Annotated in this window: 27 protein-coding genes and 1 riboswitch; of the genes, 2 read left to right on the top strand and 25 right to left on the bottom strand. The window is 36.6% G+C overall.

The genetic code is table 11. The features are described 5' to 3' along the window. The 15 genes from pepV to ACO5V7_RS02940 form a co-directional block, all read right to left on the bottom strand. Positions 1 to 1,339 (bottom strand): dipeptidase PepV (gene pepV, locus ACO5V7_RS03010; protein ID WP_485484990.1); only part of this gene is annotated, 1,339 nt, incomplete at its 3' end. A gap of 124 nt (positions 1,340 to 1,463) precedes the next feature. Next, a complete protein-coding gene (locus tag ACO5V7_RS03005; RefSeq protein WP_485484989.1) occupies positions 1,464 to 2,180 on the bottom strand; it encodes a pseudouridine synthase in 717 nt (238 codons plus the stop codon). Then, on the bottom strand, positions 2,180 to 3,850 hold the full coding sequence (locus ACO5V7_RS03000) for a putative polysaccharide biosynthesis protein (protein WP_485484988.1): 1,671 nt from the start codon (positions 3,848 to 3,850) through the stop codon (positions 2,180 to 2,182). The genes ACO5V7_RS03005 and ACO5V7_RS03000 overlap by 1 nt, the downstream gene beginning before the upstream one ends. Before the next feature lie 152 nt (positions 3,851 to 4,002). Then, positions 4,003 to 5,049: a recombinase RecA gene (gene recA / locus ACO5V7_RS02995; RefSeq protein ID WP_048712013.1), complete on the bottom strand. Its 1,047-nt coding sequence runs from the start codon at positions 5,047 to 5,049 to the stop codon at positions 4,003 to 4,005. Positions 5,050 to 5,134: 85 nt separating this feature from the next. Beyond that, positions 5,135 to 6,388, bottom strand: a complete 1,254-nt coding sequence (locus ACO5V7_RS02990; protein WP_485484987.1) for a competence/damage-inducible protein A — start codon at positions 6,386 to 6,388, stop codon at positions 5,135 to 5,137. A gap of 69 nt (positions 6,389 to 6,457) precedes the next feature. After that, a complete protein-coding gene (pgsA, locus tag ACO5V7_RS02985) occupies positions 6,458 to 7,051 on the bottom strand; it encodes a CDP-diacylglycerol--glycerol-3-phosphate 3-phosphatidyltransferase (protein WP_298646089.1) in 594 nt (197 codons plus the stop codon). 10 nt (positions 7,052 to 7,061) lie between these two features. Continuing rightward, positions 7,062 to 7,907 carry a helix-turn-helix domain-containing protein gene (locus ACO5V7_RS02980; RefSeq protein ID WP_485484986.1) on the bottom strand — a complete coding sequence of 282 codons (846 nt, stop codon included), beginning with the start codon at positions 7,905 to 7,907 and terminating at the stop codon, positions 7,062 to 7,064. Positions 7,908 to 7,993: 86 nt separating this feature from the next. After that, positions 7,994 to 8,344 (bottom strand): hypothetical protein, encoded by a 351-nt coding sequence (locus ACO5V7_RS02975; RefSeq protein ID WP_485484985.1) that lies wholly within the window; start codon positions 8,342 to 8,344, stop codon positions 7,994 to 7,996. Continuing rightward, positions 8,331 to 8,843 (bottom strand): hypothetical protein, encoded by a 513-nt coding sequence (locus tag ACO5V7_RS02970; RefSeq protein ID WP_485484984.1) that lies wholly within the window; start codon positions 8,841 to 8,843, stop codon positions 8,331 to 8,333. The genes ACO5V7_RS02975 and ACO5V7_RS02970 overlap by 14 nt, the downstream gene beginning before the upstream one ends. Then, on the bottom strand, positions 8,803 to 9,168 hold the full coding sequence (locus tag ACO5V7_RS02965; protein ID WP_485484983.1) for a pilus assembly FimT family protein: 366 nt from the start codon (positions 9,166 to 9,168) through the stop codon (positions 8,803 to 8,805). The genes ACO5V7_RS02970 and ACO5V7_RS02965 overlap by 41 nt, the downstream gene beginning before the upstream one ends. After that, positions 9,146 to 9,574 carry a competence type IV pilus minor pilin ComGD gene (gene comGD, locus ACO5V7_RS02960; RefSeq protein WP_298646078.1) on the bottom strand — a complete coding sequence of 143 codons (429 nt, stop codon included), beginning with the start codon at positions 9,572 to 9,574 and terminating at the stop codon, positions 9,146 to 9,148. Before comGD ends, ACO5V7_RS02965 begins: the two co-directional genes overlap by 23 nt. A gap of 2 nt (positions 9,575 to 9,576) precedes the next feature. Continuing rightward, the gene (comGC, locus tag ACO5V7_RS02955; RefSeq protein ID WP_485484982.1) at positions 9,577 to 9,882 is read right to left on the bottom strand and encodes a competence type IV pilus major pilin ComGC; all 306 of its coding nucleotides are present in this window, start codon (positions 9,880 to 9,882) and stop codon (positions 9,577 to 9,579) included. A 1-nt stretch (position 9,883) separates the two neighbouring features. Beyond that, positions 9,884 to 10,870: a competence type IV pilus assembly protein ComGB gene (gene comGB / locus ACO5V7_RS02950; protein ID WP_485484981.1), complete on the bottom strand. Its 987-nt coding sequence runs from the start codon at positions 10,868 to 10,870 to the stop codon at positions 9,884 to 9,886. A 31-nt stretch (positions 10,871 to 10,901) separates the two neighbouring features. Continuing rightward, positions 10,902 to 11,972 (bottom strand): competence type IV pilus ATPase ComGA, encoded by a 1,071-nt coding sequence (comGA, locus tag ACO5V7_RS02945; protein ID WP_485484980.1) that lies wholly within the window; start codon positions 11,970 to 11,972, stop codon positions 10,902 to 10,904. 101 nt (positions 11,973 to 12,073) lie between these two features. Then, positions 12,074 to 12,556 carry a VanZ family protein gene (locus ACO5V7_RS02940; RefSeq protein WP_485484979.1) on the bottom strand — a complete coding sequence of 161 codons (483 nt, stop codon included), beginning with the start codon at positions 12,554 to 12,556 and terminating at the stop codon, positions 12,074 to 12,076. 179 nt (positions 12,557 to 12,735) lie between these two features. On the opposite strand from ACO5V7_RS02940, the gene ACO5V7_RS02935 reads away from it, so the two are divergent. Then, on the top strand, positions 12,736 to 14,196 hold the full coding sequence (locus tag ACO5V7_RS02935; RefSeq protein WP_485484978.1) for a hypothetical protein: 1,461 nt from the start codon (positions 12,736 to 12,738) through the stop codon (positions 14,194 to 14,196). A gap of 43 nt (positions 14,197 to 14,239) precedes the next feature. Here the strand turns inward: ACO5V7_RS02935 and ACO5V7_RS02930 are convergent, their stop codons facing one another. The 3 genes from ACO5V7_RS02930 to mgtA form a co-directional block, all read right to left on the bottom strand. After that, positions 14,240 to 14,800, bottom strand: a complete 561-nt coding sequence (locus tag ACO5V7_RS02930) for a GNAT family N-acetyltransferase (protein WP_485484977.1) — start codon at positions 14,798 to 14,800, stop codon at positions 14,240 to 14,242. Next, positions 14,793 to 15,221 carry an OsmC family protein gene (locus ACO5V7_RS02925; protein ID WP_485484976.1) on the bottom strand — a complete coding sequence of 143 codons (429 nt, stop codon included), beginning with the start codon at positions 15,219 to 15,221 and terminating at the stop codon, positions 14,793 to 14,795. The genes ACO5V7_RS02930 and ACO5V7_RS02925 overlap by 8 nt, the downstream gene beginning before the upstream one ends. Positions 15,222 to 15,314: 93 nt before the next feature. Then, positions 15,315 to 17,972, bottom strand: a complete 2,658-nt coding sequence (gene mgtA, locus ACO5V7_RS02920) for a magnesium-translocating P-type ATPase (protein WP_485484975.1) — start codon at positions 17,970 to 17,972, stop codon at positions 15,315 to 15,317. 185 nt (positions 17,973 to 18,157) lie between these two features. Then, a riboswitch (M-box (ykoK) riboswitch) is annotated at positions 18,158 to 18,314 on the bottom strand. A 107-nt stretch (positions 18,315 to 18,421) separates the two neighbouring features. Here mgtA and ACO5V7_RS02915 point away from each other — a divergent pair. Continuing rightward, entirely contained in the window at positions 18,422 to 19,063 is a 642-nt protein-coding gene (locus tag ACO5V7_RS02915; protein WP_485484974.1) for a DUF6287 domain-containing protein, read from the top strand. Positions 19,064 to 19,107: 44 nt separating this feature from the next. Here the strand turns inward: ACO5V7_RS02915 and ACO5V7_RS02910 are convergent, their stop codons facing one another. From ACO5V7_RS02910 to ACO5V7_RS02880, 7 genes are all read right to left on the bottom strand, one after another. Beyond that, complete coding sequence (locus tag ACO5V7_RS02910) at positions 19,108 to 19,488, bottom strand: rhodanese-like domain-containing protein (RefSeq protein ID WP_298647175.1); 381 nt, start codon at positions 19,486 to 19,488, stop codon at positions 19,108 to 19,110. Between the two features lie 59 nt (positions 19,489 to 19,547). Next, positions 19,548 to 20,516 (bottom strand): ROK family glucokinase, encoded by a 969-nt coding sequence (locus ACO5V7_RS02905; RefSeq protein WP_485484973.1) that lies wholly within the window; start codon positions 20,514 to 20,516, stop codon positions 19,548 to 19,550. Positions 20,517 to 20,561: 45 nt separating this feature from the next. Next, positions 20,562 to 21,260, bottom strand: coding sequence for a rhomboid family intramembrane serine protease (locus ACO5V7_RS02900; protein WP_485484972.1), 699 nt, complete (start codon positions 21,258 to 21,260; stop codon positions 20,562 to 20,564). Then, positions 21,253 to 22,380 carry a 5-formyltetrahydrofolate cyclo-ligase gene (locus ACO5V7_RS02895; protein ID WP_485484971.1) on the bottom strand — a complete coding sequence of 376 codons (1,128 nt, stop codon included), beginning with the start codon at positions 22,378 to 22,380 and terminating at the stop codon, positions 21,253 to 21,255. The genes ACO5V7_RS02900 and ACO5V7_RS02895 overlap by 8 nt, the downstream gene beginning before the upstream one ends. 526 nt (positions 22,381 to 22,906) lie before the next feature. Continuing rightward, the gene (locus ACO5V7_RS02890) at positions 22,907 to 23,224 is read right to left on the bottom strand and encodes a PTS sugar transporter subunit IIA (RefSeq protein ID WP_485484970.1); all 318 of its coding nucleotides are present in this window, start codon (positions 23,222 to 23,224) and stop codon (positions 22,907 to 22,909) included. A gap of 1 nt (position 23,225) precedes the next feature. Further along, complete coding sequence (locus ACO5V7_RS02885) at positions 23,226 to 23,528, bottom strand: PTS sugar transporter subunit IIB (RefSeq protein WP_485484969.1); 303 nt, start codon at positions 23,526 to 23,528, stop codon at positions 23,226 to 23,228. 4 nt (positions 23,529 to 23,532) lie between these two features. Next, on the bottom strand, positions 23,533 to 24,828 hold the full coding sequence (locus ACO5V7_RS02880) for a PTS sugar transporter subunit IIC (RefSeq protein WP_485484968.1): 1,296 nt from the start codon (positions 24,826 to 24,828) through the stop codon (positions 23,533 to 23,535). Positions 24,829 to 24,831 lie beyond the last annotated feature (3 nt).

The raw sequence follows: 24,831 nt of genomic DNA, 5'->3' as shown, positions 1-24,831 counted from the left end.
ATTCATTTGCTTGGTGCATTGTATCGATTGAGTCTGGGAATAGCGCACCATACGCAACACCACGTTCGAAGATACGTCCATATGTTCCACCACCGATGGATTGTTCATGTGCAGGTAATCCTGTTTGACGGTGATATACATCTAATAATGTTGACACTAACTCATCTTCTGGAGAAACATAGTGAGGAACTTGTGCTTTACCGTGAGCAACCGTGAAACCATATCCTGAAGCAACTACTTCTGTCTTAATTTCAAGGCCTTCAGCAGTGACCCCTAATGGATAACGGAAGTTTACTACGGCTACCCCACCTAATTCTGGGGTATAAGTGAAGATTCCGGCATTAGCTGTTAATGGTCCCATCACTTCATGGTTAAAAGCTACTTTTAAGTTTTTACCTTCTGTATCTTCATGTAATACTTCAGCAGCAAATGCTAAATATTTCTTCGCGTTGCCTTTGAAGTTGAATTGGTTTAAGAATTTCGCTAAGTGTGTACCTGCGTTGATTCCTTTATCTGGAGTAGATCCGTGTGCTGATTTACCAACCACATCAAGAACTACTTTTCCATCTACAACTTTAGCAGAACCTTCTACTGGATTTACTACTAAATATTTGTTGAAACGGTCCACTAACTCTTCTGCATTTGGAACAATAATTTCCGCATGCGCATCTTGAGGAACCATGTTTTCACGTAAGCCTGCATCGAAGCTTAATAATTGGTAATCCCCTTCGGATGCTTCACCTGGAATATCATAGTGTAATGACAGAATTCCTTTTTCCCCGTTAATAATTGGAAATGTTGCATCTGGCGAAAAACCAAAGTCTGGCATTTCTTCTGTTTGGAAGTAACGGTCCATACATTTCCAACCGGATTCTTCGTCTGTCCCAATAATGAAACGAACACGTCTAGAAACTGGTAATCCTAATTCCTTAATGATTTTTAGCGCGTAGTAAGCTGCCATACTTGGTCCTTTATCATCACTTGATCCACGTGCATAAATACGATCATTTATAATTTGTGGTTCAAACGGATCTGTATCCCAGCCTGTCCCAACTGGAACAACGTCCACATGACCTAAAACTCCAAGTGTTTCTTTAAAGTCTGGATTTGGTGCAAATTCGATATGCCCCGCTAAGTTACCAACTTGTTTTGTTGTAAAACCATCACGTTCACCGATTGCCAAGAAAGCTTCTAGTGCTTCTTTAGGACCAGGACCTACAGGCGCTTCCTCTGTCGCTTTTGAATCATCACGTACACTGTCAATACGTAATAATGTAAATAAATCTTTTAATAAATCTTCTTTACGAAGTTCTACTTCTTTTTTCCAATCAATTGTCATCCAATCGCTCCAATCTCTATCAAGTAGATTCAATAGTCTTATCTTACCATTTTTACAAAGCGATGAAAAGCGGTTAAACACTTTCTAAAACAAATAAAAGCTTAGGATTTCTCCTAAGCTTTCGTTATTCATTGTTCATTAATGATTGTAGTTCCTCTTCGGTTAATGGTCTGCTCTCTCCTAACGCGAGACTCTCATCTAGATTGAGTATCCCCATCGTTAGTCGCTGCAAGTCTACAACGTTTTTCCCACAAGCTTTTACCATTCGTTTCACCTGATGAAATTTTCCTTCTTTTAGATGAATCTGAACAACCGACTCATCCTGAGATGTCCAAAGAATATCAAGCTGTGCCGGCATACACTCGGTTCCATCCGATAACACAATTCCCTTTTCAAAAGCAGTTGCATCTTCAGGAGTCATCACTCCTTCAACTCTTGCTTGATAAATCTTTGTGACGTGTTTCTTCGGCGAAAGAAGACGGTGCGCCAACTCTCCATCATTTGTAAGAAGCAATAAACCATGTGTATCGATATCCAAACGACCAACTGGAAAGACTCCTTTTTTAAAATAGAGCGGATTGATTAAATCTAGAACCGTCTTATGAAGATTATCTTCTGTGGCACTGACGACTCCTTTAGGTTTATTCATCATAATATAGACGAATTCTTCATACTGAATCTTTTCGCCATCGAATAAAATCTCATCCGTTTCGGGATTTACTTGAATTTTCCCATTCGTTACAACTTTCCCATTAACGGTAATTCTTTTAGCCTTTAATAAAGATTTGACCTCGGAACGAGTTCCAAGGCCACAATCTGCTAAACATTTATCTATTCTCATTATTTCATCCTCAGTTTTCGACGAATGCTACCGACACGAGCACCAAGCATTTCATCTGCTAATCGATTTTTCAAGGTAATCAGCCCGTATGTCGTTACTCCGACAAGACCAACTACAGCAACTGCAATTAAAGCACGTACTTTACCACCAATTGGCATGACCTGTTTAATTGCAAATAATGTGATCGCAGAAGTCACAGCCATTGCAAAAGACACAAGAAGCACTTGACAAAATTTCTTCAACACATAATTCAAATCGAATCGAGTCAATCGAAGAACGTGACGACACATATACAGTGTAGCCGCGAAGAACGCAACCGAACTTGCAATTAACGGACCTGCTCCACCAAGAAAGTACATCATCATTGGTTGCCATAGCAATTTTATAATCACTGTAAATCCTAAAGCTTTAATTGCGATGATATGTTGTTCCATCGATTGTAAGATGTATGTGAACGTTACAAATAATCCTAAGAACACACACATGACACATGAGACGATTAGTAAATACGTTCCAGTCGGGTCTGGTGAATAAAACACATTATAAATTGGTTCAGATACAATCGCCATACCGACAGAAGCTGGAATCATAATATACGCAAATAATCCAAGGTTATTCGCTATGACGCGTTTGACTTCTTCACGGTCATTCACAGAATAATGAGCCGCAAGCAGTGGCAGTGCCGCTGTTGAGATACTCATCGCTAGCGAAATGACAATCATAATAATTTTATTCGCATTAAATCCAAATAAGGTGATGAGTTCTTTTCCTTCTTCAAAAGAGTAAGTCGTAAAGATTGGCACAAAACGTTGGAAGGTTTCTTGGTCAATCAAACTGATGATTTGAATACTTGAAGTGACTAATACGAAAGGTAGGGCTTCACGCATCACTTCAAAAATAATTTTCCAGAAACTTAATGGACGTTCAGGGCGCCCTTCTTCCATTAATTCCATCATCCCTTTATGATCACGGAACATCTTATACGCTAAATATAAGAACGCGATGACCGCACCGACAAAGGCAGCAAAGGTTGAATGGGCTACTGCAAGAACATATCCGCCAGAAACGACACGCATCACAAAATACGTTAGTCCTAACATATATAAGATACGAACTACTTGTTCCCATAATTGAGATTTCGCAGAAGCAGCCATCTCATTATATCCTTGATAGTATCCACGCATTAAGCTAAGCGGTGGAATAATGAGTACTGCAGGCGTTAACGAACGGATGACCATAATGCTGTCAGCAACTTCTTCTGGAGTCACCCCTTTGGCAAATAGCGGCGCTGCAAAATACATTCCCGCTGCAAAGACAAACCCTAAGAACGTCATAAAGAGCATCGTTCCTTTAAACAATCGCCAGCTCGTTTTATAATCTCTTCTCGCTTGGTTATCCGCTACGATTTTAGAAATCGCAACTGGAATCCCAGCTGTTGATATTTGTAATACTAATGCATAAATATTATAGGCGATAAAATATAAGTAGTTCGCATTATCTCGGTCGGCACCCATCCATATTCCCCAAGGAATGATGTAAAGCGCTCCAAGTAATCTTGAGACGATATTCCCAATCGTTAACCAAGATGAACTTTCCAAGAGAATTTGTTGCGAATTTTTTTGATTTCGAATTTTATCACTTAGGCCTACATAAGGCTTTCTTTTAAACATATATTGATAAATCCTCTTTCTTAAATTATACCAACCATAAGAGTACATTATTTTAAAGTAAATTGCTAGCATTCTTATGAACCCTTAAGCAGTTACTAAACTTTGCAAAAAAAGAACCAAGCCATTTAGCTCGATTCTTTCTATTGATTTGATTAGTCTAATAAACTTGTTTGTCCTTCTTCTTCCACTTCAACAGGAGCTGCTACTCCAATGCCATAGTGAGCACGAACTTTTTGGTTCAAGTCGGCAACGACTTCTGGATGGTCTGCCAAGTATGCTTTTGCATTCTCACGACCTTGTCCAATCTTCTCGTCGTTATAAGCGTACCATGCACCGCTCTTCTTCACGAAGTCGAGGTCTGCTGCCATGTCGAGTAATTCCCCAAGTTGAGAAATTCCTTCTCCATACATGATATCCACAACAGCTGTTTTAAATGGTGGAGCCACTTTATTTTTAACAACTTTAATTTTAGTTTGGTTCCCTAAAATTTCAGTGCCTTGTTTAATTTGGTCTGCACGACGTACTTCTAAACGAACTGTCGCGTAGAATTTCAAGGCGCGTCCACCAGGTGTTGTTTCAGGATTTCCGAACATAACGCCCACTTTTTCACGAATTTGGTTGATAAAGATTGCGATTGTTTTTGTTTTGTTAATGGAACCTGATAATTTACGTAATGCTTGAGACATTAAACGAGCTTGAAGCCCTACGTGAGATTGTCCCATGTCGCCATCGATTTCAGCACGTGGAACTAAAGCAGCAACTGAGTCAACGATCACAATGTCAACCGCTCCTGATGATACTAACGCATCTGCAATTCCTAATCCTTGTTCCCCTGTATCTGGTTGAGATAATAATAATTCATCAATGTTTACGCCTAAAGCTTTTGCGTATTCTGGATCTAGAGCATGCTCAGCATCGATAAACGCTGCTACTCCACCACGTTTTTGCACTTCTGCAACAGCATGAAGTGCAACAGTTGTTTTACCTGAAGATTCTGGTCCGTATACTTCGATGATACGTCCACGTGGGAATCCACCTACGCCTAATGCGATATCTAATGCAAGAGACCCTGAAGATACTGTTTGAATTTGTGTATCTACTTTTTCTCCTAATTTCATTACGGCACCTTTACCGTAGCTCTTTTCAATTTTCTTTAGCGCATCTTCCAATGCTCTTTGACGATTTTCATTTTCTGCCATGTTTTAATTCCTCCACGAATTTTAAGTCAAACATATTGTACACTATGTTCTATTCTATGCGCAAGCAATATGCGAACATTTGTTCTTATCTTGTTCGAACATGTTTTAATAAATATTTTCTGAGTAAATTCCATCCATGTTGTACCGCGAATTCACGATTATCGTTACGATTACGCGCAAGGTGTAATTCAAGAACTTCAACGTTTGTTTGAGAAGCTAATGCGACGAAAATCGTACCAACTTCTTTTCCTTCCATTTCACTTGGCCCTGCGACTCCCGTAAATGAAATTCCTAAATCACTTTGATAATGAAGTCTTGCTTGCTCAGCCATGGCTTTAGCACATTCTGCACTGACCATACCGTATTGATTGAGCAAGGTGCTATCAATTCCTAGTTGCGTTTCTTTAGATTCTCTTTGATAAGCGACTGTGCCGCCTTGGAAGTAAGAGGAGCTTCCTTCGAATGCCACGACACTTGCTGCAAACAATCCACCCGTTAAACTTTCAGCGCAAGCAATCGTAAGACCTGATTCTTTTAGTAAATCAACAGTGACTTCTTGTAATGTATTGTGGTCCCCGTATCCATAGAAGTATTCCCCTACTTGAGATTGGATGAGTAATTCCATACCATCAAGAAGCTCGGTACACTCTTCTTCTGTTTTTCCATTAGCCGTTAAACGAAGCATCACTTCGAATTTACTAGCATATGGCGCAATCGTTGGATTTGTTTGTTCTTCGATTAAATCTTCTAAGATAGTCACTAAGCGAGACTCTCCAATTCCAAAGAAGCGTAAATAACGCGATTCGAATAAATCCACTTTGCCCACTTTCTTACGTAAGAAAGGTAATATTTCCTTCTGCATCATCATTTTCAATTCATTTGGTGGTCCAGGTAAAACAATGAATTGACGACCATCTTTTTCAAAACCGCACCCTACTGCAAGTCCATTATGATTTTTAAAAACCGTTCCGCCTTCAAAGGCTAATGCCTGTCTACGATTATTTTCACTCATATCCCGATGAGAACGCACATGATAATCAATCACTTTTTGAAGAGCTTTTTCATCTTCAACTAGTGGCACTTCTAAAAAGCGAGCCAATACTTGTTTGGTGATATCATCTGTTGTTGGCCCCAGACCGCCAGAGAGAATAATCAAATCACTTCTTGAAGCAGCCAATTCAATCGCTTCATACATTCTTTCTTCATTATCGCCAACTACTTGTTGATAGTATGTTGGAATCGAATTTTTCGCCAATTCTTGAGCTAAATACGCGCTATTCGTATTTACAATTTGACCCATAAGTAGTTCAGTTCCGACTGCTATAATTTCCGCATTCATTTTCTCGCCTTCCTTACACTCTTTTTAGTAAAAATAAAAAGCCTAAAACAATGTTTCAGGCTTCAATTGTTATTCTGTTTTAGTAAATGAATCCGCAAATACATGTCGATTCTTTACAAAATAATCCACACCTGAATAGATTGTAAATACTAAACAACTATATAATAAGATTTGCCCAATTGGAAGTCCAAATGCCTTAAAGAACAAATCATCCGTCAATAGAAAAATAATCGCCAACATCTGAGTGGCAGTCTTCACTTTTCCTGGCCAAGCTGCCGCCATCACTTCTCCATCCGTTACTAGTAATAGTCGTAGACCTGTTACCGCTAATTCACGACAAACAATGATACTAACTATCCAAGCAGGGGCTAAGTTAAATGAAACAAGCATGATAAACGCTGTCATCACTAACATTTTATCCGCTAAAGGATCAGCAAATTTCCCAAAATTTGTCACTAATTTGTATTTACGCGCTAAATAGCCATCAAGATAATCTGTAAAACTAGCTACCGCAAAAATAATCATTGCCAAGAAGTGAACAATACTAATTTGTGAACCTAAAAAAGTCATCCCACCAAACATTTCACTTGGCAAGCACATGAGAACGATAAACACAGGAATCATGAAGATTCTCATTATGGTTAATTTATTTGGTAAATTCACTGAATCTCTCCTATTGAATTGTGATATAAATTCTATTTGCAGTTGAACCTTCTGGAATTTTTAGTTCAACTCCTCCTACGGTAATCGTTCCTAAAGGTGTATAACCAAAATCCATACGAATGGTTGTTGTCCCTTCTGGAATAGAACCAGAAATTGTTTGACCCGTACTTGGAACTCCATCTGCTACTACTTTTCCATCCGCAGAGATTTGAGCCCAAAGATCCGTTCTTGCTTGATTTAACACTTTAACATCTAATGGGAATTTACTTACTTTAGCAGTATAATATAGAGCATTTCCATTAGCGTATGAATAATTTACAGTAGTAATTTCTGGAGCTTTAGTTGTCGTAGTAGCTACGGTTGTTTCTTGTACGACACTTTGTTGAGTTGTCACTTGTGTTGTAACTTGATTATTTCTTTGACTACGTGTATTTAAAACTGCTTGTCCAATCGCAAAAATAATCGCTACTAAGAACATTCCCAATAAGATCGTTGGGAAATAACTCTTTAAAGTATCTGATATTAAAGACCCTTTACTCTTGTTCTTATTTAAACGTGTACGATTAGTTGTTACTGAAGTCGAGGTCGCCGTAAAAATCGTTGTTTTAACTGTTGTTTGTGGAATTTCGTTCGTATGTTCTTCTAATAAAGATGCACCGTCTAAACCAACTGTGTCCGCAATCTGTTTTATGAACGCACGTGTATAAAAAGCTCCTGGCATCAAGTCAAAGTCATTATCTTCAATTGCCATTAAATAACGTTTTTGAATTTTAGTAATTTGTTGCAAGTCATCAAGGGTATACCCTTTTAATTGTCTTGCACTTTTTAAAATTTCTCCGATTGTTTGTGTCATCATTTCACCATCTTTTCATTTTCTCATTGAAAAGTATACCATATCTTGAAAATGAAAAAAACAAAAGAAGTTGCTATCTAGCGTTTAGTTTATTTTACAAACTGAATAGTTAGTGTATCTTCTTTGGTGTGGCCATTTGAAAGGTATGCCTTCAACATAAATTGATGTACTTTCTCGTTCCATTCCACCCTCACTGTGCCATTAGAAAATTGAATATTATTCGGAAAAGTCATTTCATTCCCTTTAAAAGAAAGCTTTTGACGCACTGTTTGACTCGCCATCTCGAGCAATAAATCCATTCGATACCCATCTTCTAGAAGGCGATATTCAAGAGTGTTATGGGCATGAATTTTTAATAGAGCAATGATGAGGAAACTAGCAATCGCAAGGAGTGGTAGAAACTGAAATAGTAATGTTCCTTTTCTTTTAGGGTTTGTCATTTTTCTTTTCCTTTACCTCTTTCACTTTGATGTAGATAACACGATTCTTTGGTGCGAAATTTAATCGAAAAGTATTCCCTTGATTTAAAGTTAGTGACATAAGTAATCTGCTACCATTTCTTTGAATGGACAAGGAGCGAATGCCGTAGAGAAATGGTTGATGTCCTCCACTTCCTCCTAATCCTTTATAAATCTTCCCTCCGTCCCTCCAACTAGAAACTAACGTAATCACCTCTGTTTTCTCAGATGTCATGTTTTCAAAATATGCAATATAAGGATTGTAGCCGTTAAATGACTTCAGTCTATATCCAGCATAATTAAAATTCATCTGCTGTACTGCTACATGCCATTTAATATCGTCAGGAACATTGAGTCGATCTTTGATCTTTAAAAACTCTGTGCAAAGTCCCATAAATGCCACTAAACTAATAGAGATAATGACAAGGGCCAAGAGGTGTTCAATGAGCAGAAAACCGGACTTTTTTCTCGGTAATTGCATTGATTTGGAACACCTCCTTATGCTCTCCACAAGATACAGTCACTATTGTTGGAGAGACAGTTGAATTTTCATTTTTTAGCATAACATTTTTCATCTTTTGAAACTCTTCATATGCTATTTTATCAATAGTTGTAGGATAAGTAGTGCTAGCTTGTAAATCCATGAGCTGTGTAGCTGCAGCATCCAAAAAGCATCCTTTTAGCTGTTGCCTACGGTACAGTTGCCCAACCGTAAAACTAATTAAGGAGACAATAACCGATAAAACCATCAGCCCTATCAACGCTTCAAGCAATACATATCCTCTACTTGTCGGTAATTTCAACATGATACTTAGCCTCCCCTAATTGAAAAACATAAGTGTATCTGCGATTCTGCCCATCAAAAGTCACGGATGAGAACTGACCAACATTCCCACTATAAGGTTTAAAACTATACGTTTGAATAGAATAACTCTTCATTGTATCTGGAAAACGAATCTTCTTATCCAACTCCCTAGCTCCATGACAATTTAATTCCACTAGGCCACCCGAAACTGTCACAAATGAACCTTTGCCCGTTGAAATAGCTGTAATCTGTGCTATATCCATCACTTGCTCAAACTCTCTAAGAAATACTTCTTCCTTCCAATTCACATATGACTGACTAATCAAAGGCGGAGTCAGTATCACTAAGAAACAAGCAATCGCCAGCGATATTAAGCATTCAACGAGAGTAAATGCTCTACTTTTCATAATTAATGTTGGGTATTGGCTGTAGCATTAGCTTTTGCTTGATTGTAAGCTTCAACTTGCTTATCATCAATGTATTTATTATTTAATAATTCTTCTACTGTCGGAACTACTTTTGTATTATGTTCTAGCATATAGGATTGTTGTTGTGTTTCAACTACTTTCATTATCGCTTTATCTGCCTTATCTTGAGCAGTCTTTCGTTGCTGTGCAATATTCGGAATAATCAGTAGCATCATCAAGCCAATAATAAAGAGGCACACGAGTAATTCGATTAATGTGAAGCCTTTTTTCTTTGTTTTAATTTTCATTTTAATTTCCTCCAATCATTGTTAATGTCGGTAGTAATAAGATAAGATACATGGAAACGATGAGAAACCCGATTCCAAACAGGAGTATTGGTTGTATCCATTTGATTTTCTTTTCGATTCCTTTTGAAAATTCTTCAAGCATTTGATCAGCGTATACCTTTAGTTGGACATCTAACTGTCTAGTCTTCTCTCCTTCTAATACAAGCCAAATAAACTCTTTTCGAAACAATCCTATTTTCTCAAGTGCACCCGAGAAAGATTCTCCTTGAACCAGTTCTTTTTCTATTTTTTTAGCGAGTATTTTTGAAAGGTTACTTGTCCCATCCTTCTTCATTTCCGCAACCATAGTTAGAAGAGATTGTCCATTCCCTAAAAAATAAGAAAATTCTCTAGCATACAAAAAGGTGACGTATTGTTGAACGCTCTTTCCAACAATCGGCAAATGAATCAAACTTAGAAATTGATGATACGAATCCTTTTGTTTCCAAAAAGAATAAATGAGAATAGAGAGTGTCATTCCAACTCCTAGTATAAAGAGTGAGATTTGCGGTAAATTTTGGAACCACAGCCATATCCAATATAGAAATCCACTTTGTTTTAATTGTTCCTCTTGAATCATACTGCTTAACTGATCGAGTAATAACACTCGGATACAAAGAATCATCCCAATTACAAATATAAAAAGGAAGGCTGGATAAATCATTGTTTGATGCATTTTTTTCTTTTGCTTTTGCTTACGTATTAAAAAATCTCCAATGGAATCACAAGCTTTCCCAAAACTTCCAAATTGCATCGATAGATATATTTGAGAAGTATGAATTTCTGAGAAGCCAAACTCTATTAAACATTGGTCAAACCGATGTCCTTCACTCAACAACTTTCTCATCTGTTCTATCTGACACTTCTGGTCATCGAATAAATACTCTAAAAATTTTAAGGACTCATCTAAACTAAACCCCTCTTGTAATAGATGAGACAATTGAAGCATGAATCTCGCTTGTATGTCAGCTTTCCATTTCTTAGATAATTTGATAGGTTTCGTAAGTTTTTTCAGTAATATATCCCAATGCATAAACCTTTCTTAACACCTTATTAAAAGGATGAATCCTTTCCTCGTCTCTTTCAAACTGATTCTTGTTAAAAAAGTTCGAAATTCTACGATTCGTTTCAATTTCAAAAATCGTTCCTCTTTTTTCTCCGTTTGCTAAGTGATTACAATAAATTTGGCATTCTTGTTGACACAAGGCGCAATATCTTGGAAGTAGACGCTGTGAACAAATTGCGATAATCGTTTGTTCTAACATCGTCTTACTAACACCAAGTTCTATTAGCCTAGAGATTACACCATTACAATCTTTTGCATGCACTGTCGCTAAAATTAGATGGCCTGTTAAGGCCGCGCGAATGGCCATTTTTGCGGTCATTTCATCTCTAATTTCTCCAATAAGAAGAATATCTGGATGATGTCTTAAACAGCTTTTAATTAAAAGTTCGTAAGTAATCCCCGCTTTTTCATTAATTTCTGTTTGAAGAAACAGTGGTTCATGATATTCGACTGGATCCTCCATTGTAATGACTTGTAACGTCTTTTCATTCATTCTTCCTCTAAGTAAGGAATACATGGTACTTGTTTTTCCAGAACTAACAGGACCAGAAAATAGAATTAATCCACTTTTATATCTAAGAAACTGTTCTAATAATCTCCAATCCTTGGGAAAGTAAGTTGTCGATTGGATAGCAGTATTCTCTTTTTTTGAACGATGTAAAAGTCGAATGACCATTGATTCTTTTTGCTTAAAATTAGTAATAACAGATAAACGTAACTCAATGATTTGATGAACTGAGAATTCAAAAGTCAGTGATCCACTTTGAGGTCTTCTTCTCTCCCCCACATCCATCCCCGCTTGGTATTTCAAATATGAAATAAACTGTTCAGCAATCTTCGTTGAAACTTTCCTTAGCTCTTTTAAACCATTAACATCTCTTAAGTAAAATACATACTCCTCTCCAATGGGCAATAAATGAATATCATCCAACTGGTGGGAAATAGCTTTTTTAAAGATTTCCACTGCTAATTCATTCATTTCCATGTTTCTTCCTCCACTCATTGACTAGTCATAATGAACTATGCAAAAAGAAATAAAAAAGATTCTCAAAATAAAAAACGTTGAAGAAAATCTTCAACGTTTTTTTATTTAATTTTCTTTAAAGTTCCTAAACCAACACCAAACACTGCACCTAATGCATCAATAAACACATCTTGAATTAAAGGGGTCCTACCAGGCGTGATTCCTTGATGAAACTCATCTGTGATTGCATATAAAACAGTTATAAAAAAAGCCAGAAAAAGAGGAAATCCTTTCTTTCGAACATGAACATTTAATCCTCTTGTCCATTGGTATCCAATAAAGAAGTAGGCTAAAAAGTGAATTATTTTACGAATAAAAAATTCAACGAACTGAGCATAGCCTAATGAAGGAATACTAATGGTTTGATTCGCATATTCAAACTTAATCTTTGAAAGTAACTCTGAAAATGGTTGAGAGGGTAAGCCCTTTTGAATAGTCGCTACTAAGGATTGATCTTTGTACGACATACTAGAACTTACAAATATTAGAACCATCGCTGCAATTGCTAATGTAATAGCAATTGTACCTTTAGTTTTTTTAGACATCAAACCTCTCCTTCTCTTTGACTTTCTCCATTATGTAAGACTCTCCCTATGAAGTCAAGCTTATTTTAAAAATCTTAAAATAAACAAAAATCAACTAAAAAATAGATAAATATTCATATTGACGGCAAAAAGTGTAAGCGTTACAATAAAATCAAAAAAGCTTTAGGGAGGGTCATACAATGGAACGTTATACGCAGGATTTAAGTTTATTAGTGAAACAAATTGAATTACTTGAGGAGCAACAACAAAAACATTATTTTTTCTATAATTTATTTTCTCCAGATCCTAATCCTTATAACAAGGCATTTGAAGAAATTATTGAGTATTTAATTAGTTCTAGTGAAGCTACTTTTTTAATCCATCATTTTGAAGATTTTTCTCACACTCTTTCTATCCAGCAACAAAAGCAATTTCAAAAATTGAATGATTATTATCTTCGTCATCAGTTTTCTACCCACTGTTTTCATAAGCCTTATTCTGAGGCTTTGTACACATTAACCTCACTGTGGATTAAAGGACTTCGTGGAGAAAGCATCATTAATTTATTCCCTCACCTCAATCTTCTAAGAGAATTTTTCCATTTAAAATATCAAAAACAATTAAACATGAATGAAGTGAAATATATGGATGTTCTCAAATCCATATATGGAGTAGAACTTACTGAATTTTATTATCAGCATATTAAAGAAAGTAAAGCTTCTTTTTTACGTTTATATAGAGATTACATAGAAACCTTTCCAAGCGAATACATTCCAATTCAACATTTACATTTGAGTAAAGAGGAAACTATGTCTGTGTTATACGATATTATCCGTATTGCACAATCCGTTATCTCGAAACAAAGTATCCTTATTAATTTTGGTCCGAATCCTTTTCCGACCATCTACCAAAATGAAGAGACGATTTATCTTAATTTAGGATTATTTACAGACTTTGTAAGTGCACTAAACGAATGTCTAAAACTACTAGGAGAAGTTTTTATATTAGATTATAATCATTCAGCAACAACAGATGACAAAAGTGAAACAGAACAAAGATTTATGAAACACTCCATTATTGGCTTTTGTACACTCCTCCCCTTATTAACAGATAGTCTTACAAAAGTAATCGTTAACAGAATTTTCCCAGAAAATAACGGAGATCCTGCCTTTCTTGAAAAGATTCATGAAGAACTGACTTTCCATTACTTTAAAACAAATAAAATTCATAATAGTATCGAAAGTTATCAACCCCTTCAAGAAATGCTTAAATATTTTATTGAACTAGAAATTGAAGAAGAATGGTTTGATAAAAAATTTGATTCCCTCGATCTATCACATCAATGGAACATGCGTATTGAACATTATTTAAATAAAACTCCTCATTCTCATGTCGAGGGTGTTTTGAGACACTCCAATTGGACAAAAGGAGAAATAGGAGTCGCTTTTGGAAAACTATCTGGTTATTTTTCTATATTTTGCAGTGGTTTACCAAAGGAACCTTATGACCACCCTTTTTCAGAGTTTTTAGAACATTTTTCTGGAGGCAAACTTCGTTGGTGGAGACCGAATTATCAATTGTACAGTAAGCTAAAAATGAACGACGAATCCTATAAATGCTGCTGGGTATTTTTTAAACAAAAAATCAATCATTTTAGATAAAAAACAATACCACATCAACAGATCTGTTGATGTGGTATTGTTTTTATAATCCTTCAAACTTTTTTGGACGATCTGCGGGAATTTTCTTAGCAGCATGTTTTTGTAACCACGCAATATGATACCACCGATTAAATTTACAACCACAATTTTCAAAACGTCCACATTCTTTAAACCCTAAGTATTGGTGATAGGACAAGCTATTATTAGTTAAATACTCATCCTCTACTTCTGGCACTGCCACACAAGCATATATGTTTTGATAGCCTAATTTCAATAGTTGTTTTTCAAGTTCTGTATATAATAACTTGCCAAAACCTTTTCTTTGATGTTCGATGCTGATATAGATACTAACCTCGGTTGACCAGTCAAATGCTGCCCTTTGAGAAAATCTTCCAGCATATGCATAACCAACAATCTCTTCCCCCTCCTCTAAAACTAAATAAGGAAAAGATTCCAATGTTTTAGCAATACGCTCTTGAAATTCTTCTACACTAGGAACTACTTCTTCAAACGTTATGGCCGTGTTCAGGACATATGGTTCATAAATTGCTTGAATAAAACGAGCATCTTCTACTGTTGCAACTCTTATATTTGTATTACCCATTCACTGTTACTAATTCCACAAGGGGAACACTTACTCCTTGTAATAGTTTTTGAATAGGGCATATACGTTCAGCAGCCTCTAGAATTTCTTTCGCTAATTTTTCTTCCCTTGTTGGCATTAAAACACGAACTGAAGGTAAGAATAAATACCCTTCTCCATCAGGATCTTTTGTTAAATCTACTTTAACTTCGACTCTACATTGATGTTCTAGATTCAAACCTTTTTCAACAATTCCAATTGAAGCATTTAGACAAGTAGCATAAGCCAGTGCAAATAATTGCTCAGGATTGGTTCCTTTTTTTTCGCTTAAAGGAGATGAAATTTCAACTTCCCAGTTTTTATCACCATTTCCCTCAGTAAATGATTTCCCATTTAACCCATCTATGTTCACAGCTGTTGTAGTGTAAATAATTTTTTCCATAGAATCGCACCTAATATTTTTTATGATTGAAGAATAGCACATTTGGAATAAAAAAAGCTATCATAACAACCTGTTACGATAGCTCTTATAGCATTATAACCATTCATTATATTTTTTAATATACGCTGTTTTTACAATGGTTACTAAAAACATATATCCAGCAATAATCAGTATCAATGCAAGGAAGTAAAGTCCGTTTAGTGGTGCTAGTTTTAATGCTCCTGCTAGTGGTGTGTAAGGAAGTACCGTTACAACAAATAAAGCAAATAAGGATGTGACTAGCAACGAGAAGGCTGGTTTTGAATGTACGAATGGTAATTTTGGTGAGCGTAACATATAAATAACCATCGTTTGAGACCACATAGATTCAATGAACCAACCCGTTTGAAAGACCATCAAGAAGAATGCTGAATTCGTAGATGTTGCATAACTACTTCCAGTAATCATTGGTGCAATTCCAAAGAACATAATCGCAAATGTGATGATGTCAAAGATGGAACTGGTTGGTCCAAACCAAGCCATAAATCGTGTAATCGAGCTCGCTGTCCATGCTCGTGGTTCTTTTAAGAAATCTGCATCTACATTATCAAATGGTAATGCCACACAGCTTAAATCATAGATTAAGTTCAATACGATTAAGTGAACTGGAGCCATGGGTAAGAATGGTAGGAAAATACTTGCGAATAATACGGAGAAGATATTTCCGAAGTTTGATGAAACGGTCATCTTAATATATTTTGTCATATTCGCATAAACTTTACGACCTTCAATTATTCCTTTTTCAAGAACGAGTAAGTCCTTATCTAAAAGAACGACATCAGCCACTTCTTTAGCAATATCCACGGCACTATCCACAGAAATTCCAATGTCTGCTACTTTTAAAGATGGTGCATCATTGATACCATCGCCCATATAGCCAATCTTGTGACCTTTCCCTTTAAGTAAATGAATAATTCTTGCTTTTTGGTCTGGAGATAATTTTGCAAAAATGGTTGTTTCTTCAGCTACTGTTGCTAACTCTTCATCGCTCATCTCTTCAATTTCTGTACCAAGTAAGATTTTATCCACTGGTAGCCCTACTTTTTCACAGACCGTTAGTGTTACTTTTTCATTATCTCCAGTAAGAATCTTCGTAGTTACACCATGTTCTTTCAACGCTTGAATTGCTGGTGCTGCAGAAGGTTTTGGTGGGTCAAGGAAAGCTAAGTACCCCATTAGAATCATATTGGATTCGTCTTCAACAGTGAAGGCATGGTGAGTATCTTTATATTTCTTTTGACTCACCCCAAGCACGCGAAGACCTTGTTCGTTTAAGCCACTCACCGCTTCTAAGATGGATTTACGAATATCCTCTGTAATTGGATGAACTTCATCTCCGTCTTTTACATGTGTAGAGATACCAAGCATTTCTTCCAATGCCCCTTTTGTTACAAGCACTGCTTCGTCGTCTTCCTTCACAATAACACTCATACGACGACGTTCGAAGTCGAATGGTAACTCATCAATTTTTTGATAGCGCGTTGCTAAGTTTTGTAAATCTTCATGTTCAACAGCTTCTTTTTCTGTACGTGTAATAATGGCACGATCTAATAAATTTTTAAGACCTGTTTGGAAATAGCTGTTTAAATATGCAATTTTTAATACGCCCAAATCTAAATTTGCATAGATGTCTAATGGATATTCAAGAATAATTTCATCTTGCGTTAATGTACCTGTTTTATCTGTACAAAGAATATCGATAGCCCCTAAATCTTGAATCGCATTTAGTTTTTTAATAATGACTTTTTCTTTTGCCATGATGACTGCCCCTTTAGCAAGGCTGGCTGTAATAATCATTGGCAACATTTCTGGAGTTAAGCCCACAGCCACACTTAACGCAAATACCCCTGCTTCTAACCAGTCGCCGTCTGTTAATCCATTAATCAAGAATACAACTGGTACCAACACAAGCATTAAACGAATCAATAGCCATGAGATTTTATTCATTTCTTTCTCAAAACTAGTTGGTTCTTCAAATGTATTCAATGTTTTTTCGATACGACCAATCATCGTATCATTACCCGTCACTAAAATAACTGCTAAGGCACTACCACTAACTACGTTTGAACCCATAAAGACAAAACGTTCGCTCTCAAGCGCTTGTTTTGTTTTTTCTTCTTCATCTGGTACCCAGATTGATTTCTTCTCAATGGATTCACTTTCACCAGTTAAGCTTGATTGTTGAATAAAAAAATCACGTGTTTCTAATAATAATGCGTCTGCTGGTAACATGTCTCCAGCGCTTAATTTAATAATATCTCCAACAACTAGGTCTTCAATTGGAACTTCCATCTTTTCTCCACCTCGAATAACTGTTGCTGTATTGACGATTAAATTGGATAAGTTACTCGCTGCTTTGTCACTCTTCAACTCTTGAACAAAACGTATGGCTCCTGACACAATTACGAGCACCACGATAATAATAGAAGTCGTTGGATCAGCTTCTCCAGGTTTTGCAAAAATTACGTTCGTGAACAACGAAATGACAGCAATAACCAACAAAATAACCGTAAATGGATTGATAATAGATTCATAAATTTTTTCCCAAATTGAATCCTCTTTAGCCTTTGTAATTTTATTTTCTCCATATGTTTCACGGAGAGTTTCTACTTGCTCTTCATTTAGTCCTTTCACGGATGTTTCTAAAGCCTCTAAGACATCTGCGATTGGATTCATAAGTGCTAAATCGAATCTTTCTTTTACTGTTTTCATAAACTTCACCTCTTTTTTAGATTAGGCGAAGTTCCGGGTGATCATCACACTCTTCCCTTCGCTCATTGATTTGTTTCGTTTGACTCTCCGGTCCAGGCATATAATCACCTCTTTCTATAAATTTTTGGCAAATGAAAAAGCACCTTGTCGAAACTTAGACGCGACAAGATGCTTACGATATAAACAATTCTTATTTTTCGTCCAAGCTTTAACATCATGGAGCAATGTAATGACATTAGTCTCTGCCTTCACGACAGCGACTGCTGACCAACGAATAGTGTCTCCACTATTTTGCGGTAGTCATCCGTATCTCCATGGTAGTCTCACCTACCGATTCATTATTTTCAAAATACCACTTAAAAACCTCTTTGTCAAAGGAACAGCTTCTAAAAAAATATACATATTTATCTTTATTAGTAGTATAATAGAATAGAAACGGAGGGATTTTAATGAAAAAACTGATAACATTATTCTTAATAGCTCTTACTTTAGGGGGCTGTTCACTTTTCCAAAAGAAAGAAGACGCAACTACAACTCAGTCAAAAGCTACTACAACATCAAGTACAAAAACTATTGAACAAAACTCATCTAGTACTACAGTCGAACTAACTACTGTGGTTTCAACGACAGTAGAACAAAAAGAAGCAACTCTTCCGCTTCCCGAAACTGTATCTACAGAAAAAGTAGTAATCCCAGCAGAACAACCAAAACCAACTTCAATGGATCTTCAAGCAATAAAACAAGGGGACTTCCGAAGCGTGGAAGGAACTTGGAGAAACTCAGCTGGTTGGGAAATCCACATCGACAAAGAAGGTAAAATTTCGAGTAGTCATGGGGTTTTGAAAGTTGCAATTACCAAACAACAATATCAAGAAGGCCTTTTAAACTGGATTATGGTTCCAGAAAACAATGATAAAACATTTGTAGGAGGCGCGGTATTCTCCTTCATCCCGAAAAATGTAGAATTGACTTATGGTTTACTTCCTGATGAAAAAGATCAATCGGACATTTCAAAAGATCGTATTTTCGGAACACAAACGGTTACAGATGGTAAAACGGTTAAAAACATGATGTATTACAAAGTGGATTAATGATATAAAAAAAGAGCTAGTTCAAATGAACTAGCTCTTTCTGTTTAGTTTTCTCTTTTTTTCACTTTTCCATTCCATGCTTCAAAACCATGTTTTAAAATGAAAATATTTGTATATCCATTTTTCTTTAAACGATAAGCGCAGCGACCAGCAATCGTTACGCCGTCTTCGTATAAATAAATTGGTTGATCTTTACGTAATTCCATGTAACGTTCTTTAAATTGAGAATATGGAATATTACGAGCTCCTAAAATATGAGCTGCTTTAAATTCGTCTTTCTCACGAACGTCAATTAATTGTCCATGACGCAAATCTTTTCCGAATTCTTCAGCGCTAACCACTTTAGCAGATGATTGACGCATCCAGATTAATACAAATAAATAAATTCCATAGGCCATAAATAAAGCCCAAACGATATACCACATGAGACTTAACTCCTTTAATAAATATTTAATCAGACAAGAGATATTGTATCATGTTTCTTTTAATCTTTCAAAAGCACTAAAGAAGCTGCTCCAATGACTCCTGCATCATTCCCAAGTTCGGCTAAACGTAAATGTGTTGTTTCGCGTACTTGTGGGAATACTAATTGTTCGTATTCTTTTCGAACACCTTCTAGTAAGAATTGTCCTGCCGCACTAACTCCACCACCGATGACGATGAATGATGGATTTAACATATTTGCAACATGTGAACATGCAATTCCTAAATACTTAGAAAAATGACGAATGACGATTAAGGATAAAGGATCATTCTGTTTAGCTAAATCAAATACATCTTTAGCACTGACATCTTGCCCATCATCGATTCTTGCTTTTAATTCTGAATCGCCTGCAAATTCATCTGAATAACGACGGGCTAAGTTCACAATCCCTGTAGCGCTCGCTACCGTTTCAAGACAGCCTTTTTTACCGCAAGTACATGCAAATGGACGATCACTAAAGTCAACCGTAATATGTCCAAGTTCGCCGCCCGCACCAGCTACACCATGAATCAGTCTATTTTCAGCGATAATTCCACCACCTACACCTGTTCCAAGTGTAAAGAAAGTTACATCAGGTTGGTCTCCACCAGCACCCATCCATTTTTCACCAAGTGCGGCAACATTGGCATCATTATCAATATAGAAGGGAATTCCTAGTGCTCCTTCAATTTTTTCCTTTAAAGGTTGCGAAGTTTTCCAGTTTAAGTTGTAGGCACCGATTACTGTACCATTTTCTCTATCCACAACACCAGGAGAACCCATCCCGATTCCAGCAAAGTTTTCATTTGTTAGTCCTAATAATTCTAAGCGATGACGAATCGTATCAATAATGTCATCCACAATATGACTTCCTTCATCTAAAATATTGGTAGGAATCGACCATTTTTGTTGAATTTCACCTTCAAGTGAAATAATCGCAAATTTGATGGAAGTCCCACCTAAATCAATACCAATAATTTTTTTTTCCATTGTATTCACTCCACGAATCTTGTATATGCTTTCATTATAACAGCATTATCTTTTCATTCCTAGCCAAAATAGTAAAAATGCAATGACAAAATACGTTGCAATTCCCGCAATGCGTGAAGCCGGCTTTGTCAATCGGTCTCCTCTAAAGCTAATCGCTGTCATCACTAAATATCCTCCAACGAGTCCGCCTAAGTGCCCGTAGTTATCTACCGCAGAATTAATAAATCCAAGCACAATATTGATAACGATAAGTCCTGCATATTGCACTCCCATTTGTTGGAAAGTACGAATGTATCCATGTTTTCTTGATAAGTAAACAACTGCACCCATGAGTCCGAAAAGGGCCGTACTTGCTCCAGCTGAAATGCTAGATGAGAATGCAAAGCTAGCTAGGTTCCCCATAATCCCTGATAACAGATAAACTGCAAGGAATCTCCAGTGACCAATTTCATATTCCATCTGACGACCAATCATATACAAGAACACGCTGTTAAATAAAATATGTTCCAACCCAATATGTAAGAAAATGGGGGTGAGAAATCGATAATATTCATGTTGATGAATAATATACGGATTGAATTTCGCACCAAAATTAACAAGAACTTGTCCATTCGTGCTACCACCTGCTAGCGTCATCACGATAAACAGCGCTGCTTGAATCGCAAGAATTAAATAAGTGAAGCTAAAATTCTCATTGAAATTTCTCTTCATCCGTTCTAATTTCCAAGGGTTAATCTTAAACATGTCGAACCACTCCTTCACTTGTAATAATCGTTGGAATATGAATATCCGTTTCAAATATTGGCCAGTCGACAACAGGAGTCACCTGAGTCGTATATGCTAGTGAGAGAATACGATAATCGTCCACCTTTTGCAGGGTTCTATCATAATAGCCACCGCCAAATCCAATTCGGTCTCCTTTGGTACTATAAAGTAATCCTGGAACAATCACTAAATCTAAATCTTTTGCTTCAAATATTGGATGAGCGCTGTCAATCACAGGTTCTAACGCTCCGAACGAAGTCCGTTTAAAAGTGGTTTGTTCATTCCATTCCACAAAAACTAATGTCTTGTCTGGCATAGTGACAGGAACAAATAATTGTTTCCCCAAAAGTCTGGCTTCTTGTATCACCAAATCTAATTGGAATTCAATTCTCATTGGCATCGTTACAGCAATTGTTTTAGCCTCAATCCATTGTGGCATTCCTTTAAGCCACTCTACCACTCGTTTTTCTTCCGCGCGTCGTTTCCCGGGGGGCATTTCTTCGAGTATTCTTTTTTCCTGAGCGCGTTTTAATTTTTTTACTTCTTTTTGATAGGCTTCAAAGAGTACGGTAAACAACTTCAAGAATTCGAGTTCGACTGCTCGCATACCTCTTTCTTCGAGAATTGGACTGCTAAGTAATGACGCTTTTTTTATAATAGGTTCATCCGTTAAAATCACCGGTAATTCATTAGAGAGCATCTCATGATCAATTGCCCAAACTTTTGCCCATTCTTTCTCTTCTAAATGTTGCAAGAAAAATTTTTCTTTAATGACTTCAAATAAGTTATTTTCAATTACTTCATACTCTGGCAATTGTTTTTTCACAGGTCGAATTAAATCAGCGATATAGGCTTCGGTCGCGTCATGCAATAGACACGCAAGGCCCGTTCCTGTTTGGTATCCTCTAGCGATGGCTTCTTGTGCACAGTTAATGCTATGTAATCCTACTGAATAAAAGAAACGTAGATGTCCGTTTCCTCGACACATCATACTTAAGGCATGCGCAATATCTTCAATGGCAACATTGTCTGGAATTATTTCAAGCGGATTAAATACGCGCCCTGTATATGTATTCATCAATAATTTTTTGTCTCCCATATGTTCCTCCACAGTTGATGTGAGTTTATTCTATCATTGAATTCACGCGATTTAAAAGGATTTAGGCATTTCTTAAAGATTCTTTTCCTTATGAAAGTCTCTTCAAAACCTAAAGAAAGATTCCTTCGAATTCTCACGGATGTCTTCATACTAGCTGTAACGTTGCACCGGTGTAAGACGAAGTCTTACACCTTCGAAGCTTCAAATGGGAGTAAGACCAAAGACAAAACAGGACTCACAGTGTGAGTCCTGTTTGCTTTGTAGTCTTACCCCCGCAAGGCTGATTAGAATTAAGCGAATCACAAGTGATGAAGCTTGATTCAATCAGCTACTGCGTCTACCTTTATAAAGTTTTTAACTACGAAGTAAACTCCTACTCCCCATAATTTTTATTCGATGCACTTCACATTACTGCTATTATAGAATCCGTAAGCTTCTCCGGAATCTTTACTTTCTAACAACGACTACTAATACAATAAAAAACACAGATCAGCACAAAATGCCAATCTGTGTTTTTGTAAAATTCTTATTGTGCGTGTTTATTTCGGTACAGTTCGATTAGCTCTTGCGCTAATAACTGTACTATTTCTGTTGATGCCATTTGATCCTCTGCATGCATGAACAACAATGAAAATTCTGTTTTTTCTCCACCTGCTTCTTTTTGAATCAGCTCTGCATGAATTTTATGTGCCTCAACAAAGGCTTCCTCTGCTTCCTCCAATTTTGCATTTGCGTCTTCAAACTGTCCTTTTTTGGCCAATTGAATGGCTTCTACAAATGAGGATTTGGCTGCACCGCTATTAGCAATCAGCTGGAAACAAATAAGTTCCATTTCTTCTGTCATTTTATTCTCCTATCAATGCTAGTGCTTGGTCTAATACTTTTGGGCCGTTCATCATTCCATAGTCACGCATATCAATCGCATCTACTGGAATATCCCCTGCGATTTCTTTTACTGCAGGTAACTCATAACGAATTTGTGGTCCAATGAGAATAACATCTGCTTCATGGATATTCTTTTTAGCTTCTGTAATCGATTTTGCTTCAATTGAAACATCAATACCACGTTCAGCCGCGCTTTGTTGCATCTTTTTAACGAGCATACTTGTCGACATTCCCGCATTACATACTAATAAAATATGTTTCATAATTTTAACCTTCCATTTCTTGTTCAACTACTTTGTCATTAACTTTGATAAATGGAATGTATAAAAGAACACCAAGTACAAAGATGACTAATTGAACTAGAATTGCTCTGAAGTCCCCTGCTGTTGCTAACCAAGCATTTAAGAATACTGGTGTAGTCCAAGGAACTTGTACAAATGCAGGACTCATGAATCCAGCAACGGTTGCTAAGTAACTGATTAAAATACCAAGAGCTGGAACTGCGATAAATGGAATCGCTAATGAAATATTATAAACGATTGGGTAACCGAATAATACTGGTTCATTGATATTAAAGAGACCAGGTCCAAATGATAATTTAGCTACGTTTTTAGAAGCAGCGTTTCGGCTCACTAAGAATGTTGCTACTAATAAACATAATGTAGATCCACTACCACCCATTAAGGCAAATGTTTGAACTTGAGATAAGTTGATGATGTGCGGAATCGCTTGTCCATTATTGGCTGCAGCGATGTTTTCAGTGATGTTAATTAATAGTAATGGTTCTAGAATTGCACTGTAAATAACGGCTTGGTGAATACCAAATAGCCATAACATATTTCCTAGAGAGTAAATAATGATTACCCCAATCAAGCTTGTACCAATATGACGAATAGGTTCTTGGATGAAGACTGTAATAATTGAGATTAAGTTTGTTTGATACATGTTGAATAATAATGCTGATACAACCCCGAATAATGAAATAACCGTCATTACTGGAAGTAATACGCTGAATGATTTACCAACTGCTGGTGGAATGTTATCACCAAGGTTAATTTGTAACGCTTTAACGCTTGATAGTTTGATGAATAATTCTGTTGCAATAATCGCTACGATAACCCCTGCGAACATTGCACCTGTTCCTGTGTTGTTAAATGAAAGAACGCCTGAAATGTTCACCGCATCTTTTGCTCCATTAGGAACTGCAGAAACTGTATTTGGCATCATAACAATTAATGAAACTAATGATAGCATTGATGCTGCCAATGGGTTTTCGAAGTCTCTGTTTTTCGCTAAGAAATAACCAACCATTACGGCAATAATAATTCCTGAAATACTTAAAGTACCGTTTGCAATTGTAATTCCCCAATATTGGAATTTCGTTAAGGTATCCCCTTGGAAAATCCACTTAAATACTGTGTTGTTCAAAAGAACAATTAAACCTGCCAAAATATATAATGGCATTACTGTCGCGAAAGCATCTCTGAGGGTTTTTAAATGAATTTGGTTCCCCAGTCTACCTGCAAACGCGGCAAATTTATCAATAAATTTTGAGTTTTTCATCTG

The organism is Granulicatella sp. (assembly GCF_057274575.1).
This window is presented reverse-complemented; position numbering and strand designations above follow the sequence as displayed.

Coding starts and splice junctions, on each gene's coding strand:
- ACO5V7_RS02940 (WP_485484979.1), bottom strand. CDS start 12,556: ATGTCTAAAAAAACTAAAGGTACAATTGCTATTACATTAGCAATTGCA.
- ACO5V7_RS02880 (WP_485484968.1), bottom strand. CDS start 24,828: ATGAAAAACTCAAAATTTATTGATAAATTTGCCGCGTTTGCAGGTAGA.
- ACO5V7_RS03000 (WP_485484988.1), bottom strand. CDS start 3,850: ATGTTTAAAAGAAAGCCTTATGTAGGCCTAAGTGATAAAATTCGAAAT.
- ACO5V7_RS02910 (WP_298647175.1), bottom strand. CDS start 19,488: ATGTGGTATATCGTTTGGGCTTTATTTATGGCCTATGGAATTTATTTA.
- comGA (WP_485484980.1), bottom strand. CDS start 11,972: ATGGAAATGAATGAATTAGCAGTGGAAATCTTTAAAAAAGCTATTTCC.
- ACO5V7_RS02970 (WP_485484984.1), bottom strand. CDS start 8,843: ATGCAATTACCGAGAAAAAAGTCCGGTTTTCTGCTCATTGAACACCTC.
- ACO5V7_RS02990 (WP_485484987.1), bottom strand. CDS start 6,388: ATGAATGCGGAAATTATAGCAGTCGGAACTGAACTACTTATGGGTCAA.
- ACO5V7_RS02915 (WP_485484974.1), top strand. CDS start 18,422: ATGAAAAAACTGATAACATTATTCTTAATAGCTCTTACTTTAGGGGGC.
- ACO5V7_RS02895 (WP_485484971.1), bottom strand. CDS start 22,380: ATGGGAGACAAAAAATTATTGATGAATACATATACAGGGCGCGTATTT.
- ACO5V7_RS02925 (WP_485484976.1), bottom strand. CDS start 15,221: ATGGAAAAAATTATTTACACTACAACAGCTGTGAACATAGATGGGTTA.
- ACO5V7_RS03005 (WP_485484989.1), bottom strand. CDS start 2,180: ATGAGAATAGATAAATGTTTAGCAGATTGTGGCCTTGGAACTCGTTCC.
- ACO5V7_RS02965 (WP_485484983.1), bottom strand. CDS start 9,168: ATGTTGAAATTACCGACAAGTAGAGGATATGTATTGCTTGAAGCGTTG.
- ACO5V7_RS02975 (WP_485484985.1), bottom strand. CDS start 8,344: ATGACAAACCCTAAAAGAAAAGGAACATTACTATTTCAGTTTCTACCA.
- ACO5V7_RS02885 (WP_485484969.1), bottom strand. CDS start 23,528: ATGAAACATATTTTATTAGTATGTAATGCGGGAATGTCGACAAGTATG.
- ACO5V7_RS02900 (WP_485484972.1), bottom strand. CDS start 21,260: ATGTTTAAGATTAACCCTTGGAAATTAGAACGGATGAAGAGAAATTTC.
- recA (WP_048712013.1), bottom strand. CDS start 5,049: ATGGCAGAAAATGAAAATCGTCAAAGAGCATTGGAAGATGCGCTAAAG.
- comGC (WP_485484982.1), bottom strand. CDS start 9,882: ATGAAAATTAAAACAAAGAAAAAAGGCTTCACATTAATCGAATTACTC.
- ACO5V7_RS02980 (WP_485484986.1), bottom strand. CDS start 7,907: ATGATGACACAAACAATCGGAGAAATTTTAAAAAGTGCAAGACAATTA.
- ACO5V7_RS02890 (WP_485484970.1), bottom strand. CDS start 23,224: ATGACAGAAGAAATGGAACTTATTTGTTTCCAGCTGATTGCTAATAGC.
- comGB (WP_485484981.1), bottom strand. CDS start 10,870: ATGCTTCAATTGTCTCATCTATTACAAGAGGGGTTTAGTTTAGATGAG.
- ACO5V7_RS02930 (WP_485484977.1), bottom strand. CDS start 14,800: ATGGGTAATACAAATATAAGAGTTGCAACAGTAGAAGATGCTCGTTTT.
- ACO5V7_RS02905 (WP_485484973.1), bottom strand. CDS start 20,516: ATGGAAAAAAAAATTATTGGTATTGATTTAGGTGGGACTTCCATCAAA.
- ACO5V7_RS02935 (WP_485484978.1), top strand. CDS start 12,736: ATGGAACGTTATACGCAGGATTTAAGTTTATTAGTGAAACAAATTGAA.
- comGD (WP_298646078.1), bottom strand. CDS start 9,574: ATGAAAAGTAGAGCATTTACTCTCGTTGAATGCTTAATATCGCTGGCG.
- mgtA (WP_485484975.1), bottom strand. CDS start 17,972: ATGAAAACAGTAAAAGAAAGATTCGATTTAGCACTTATGAATCCAATC.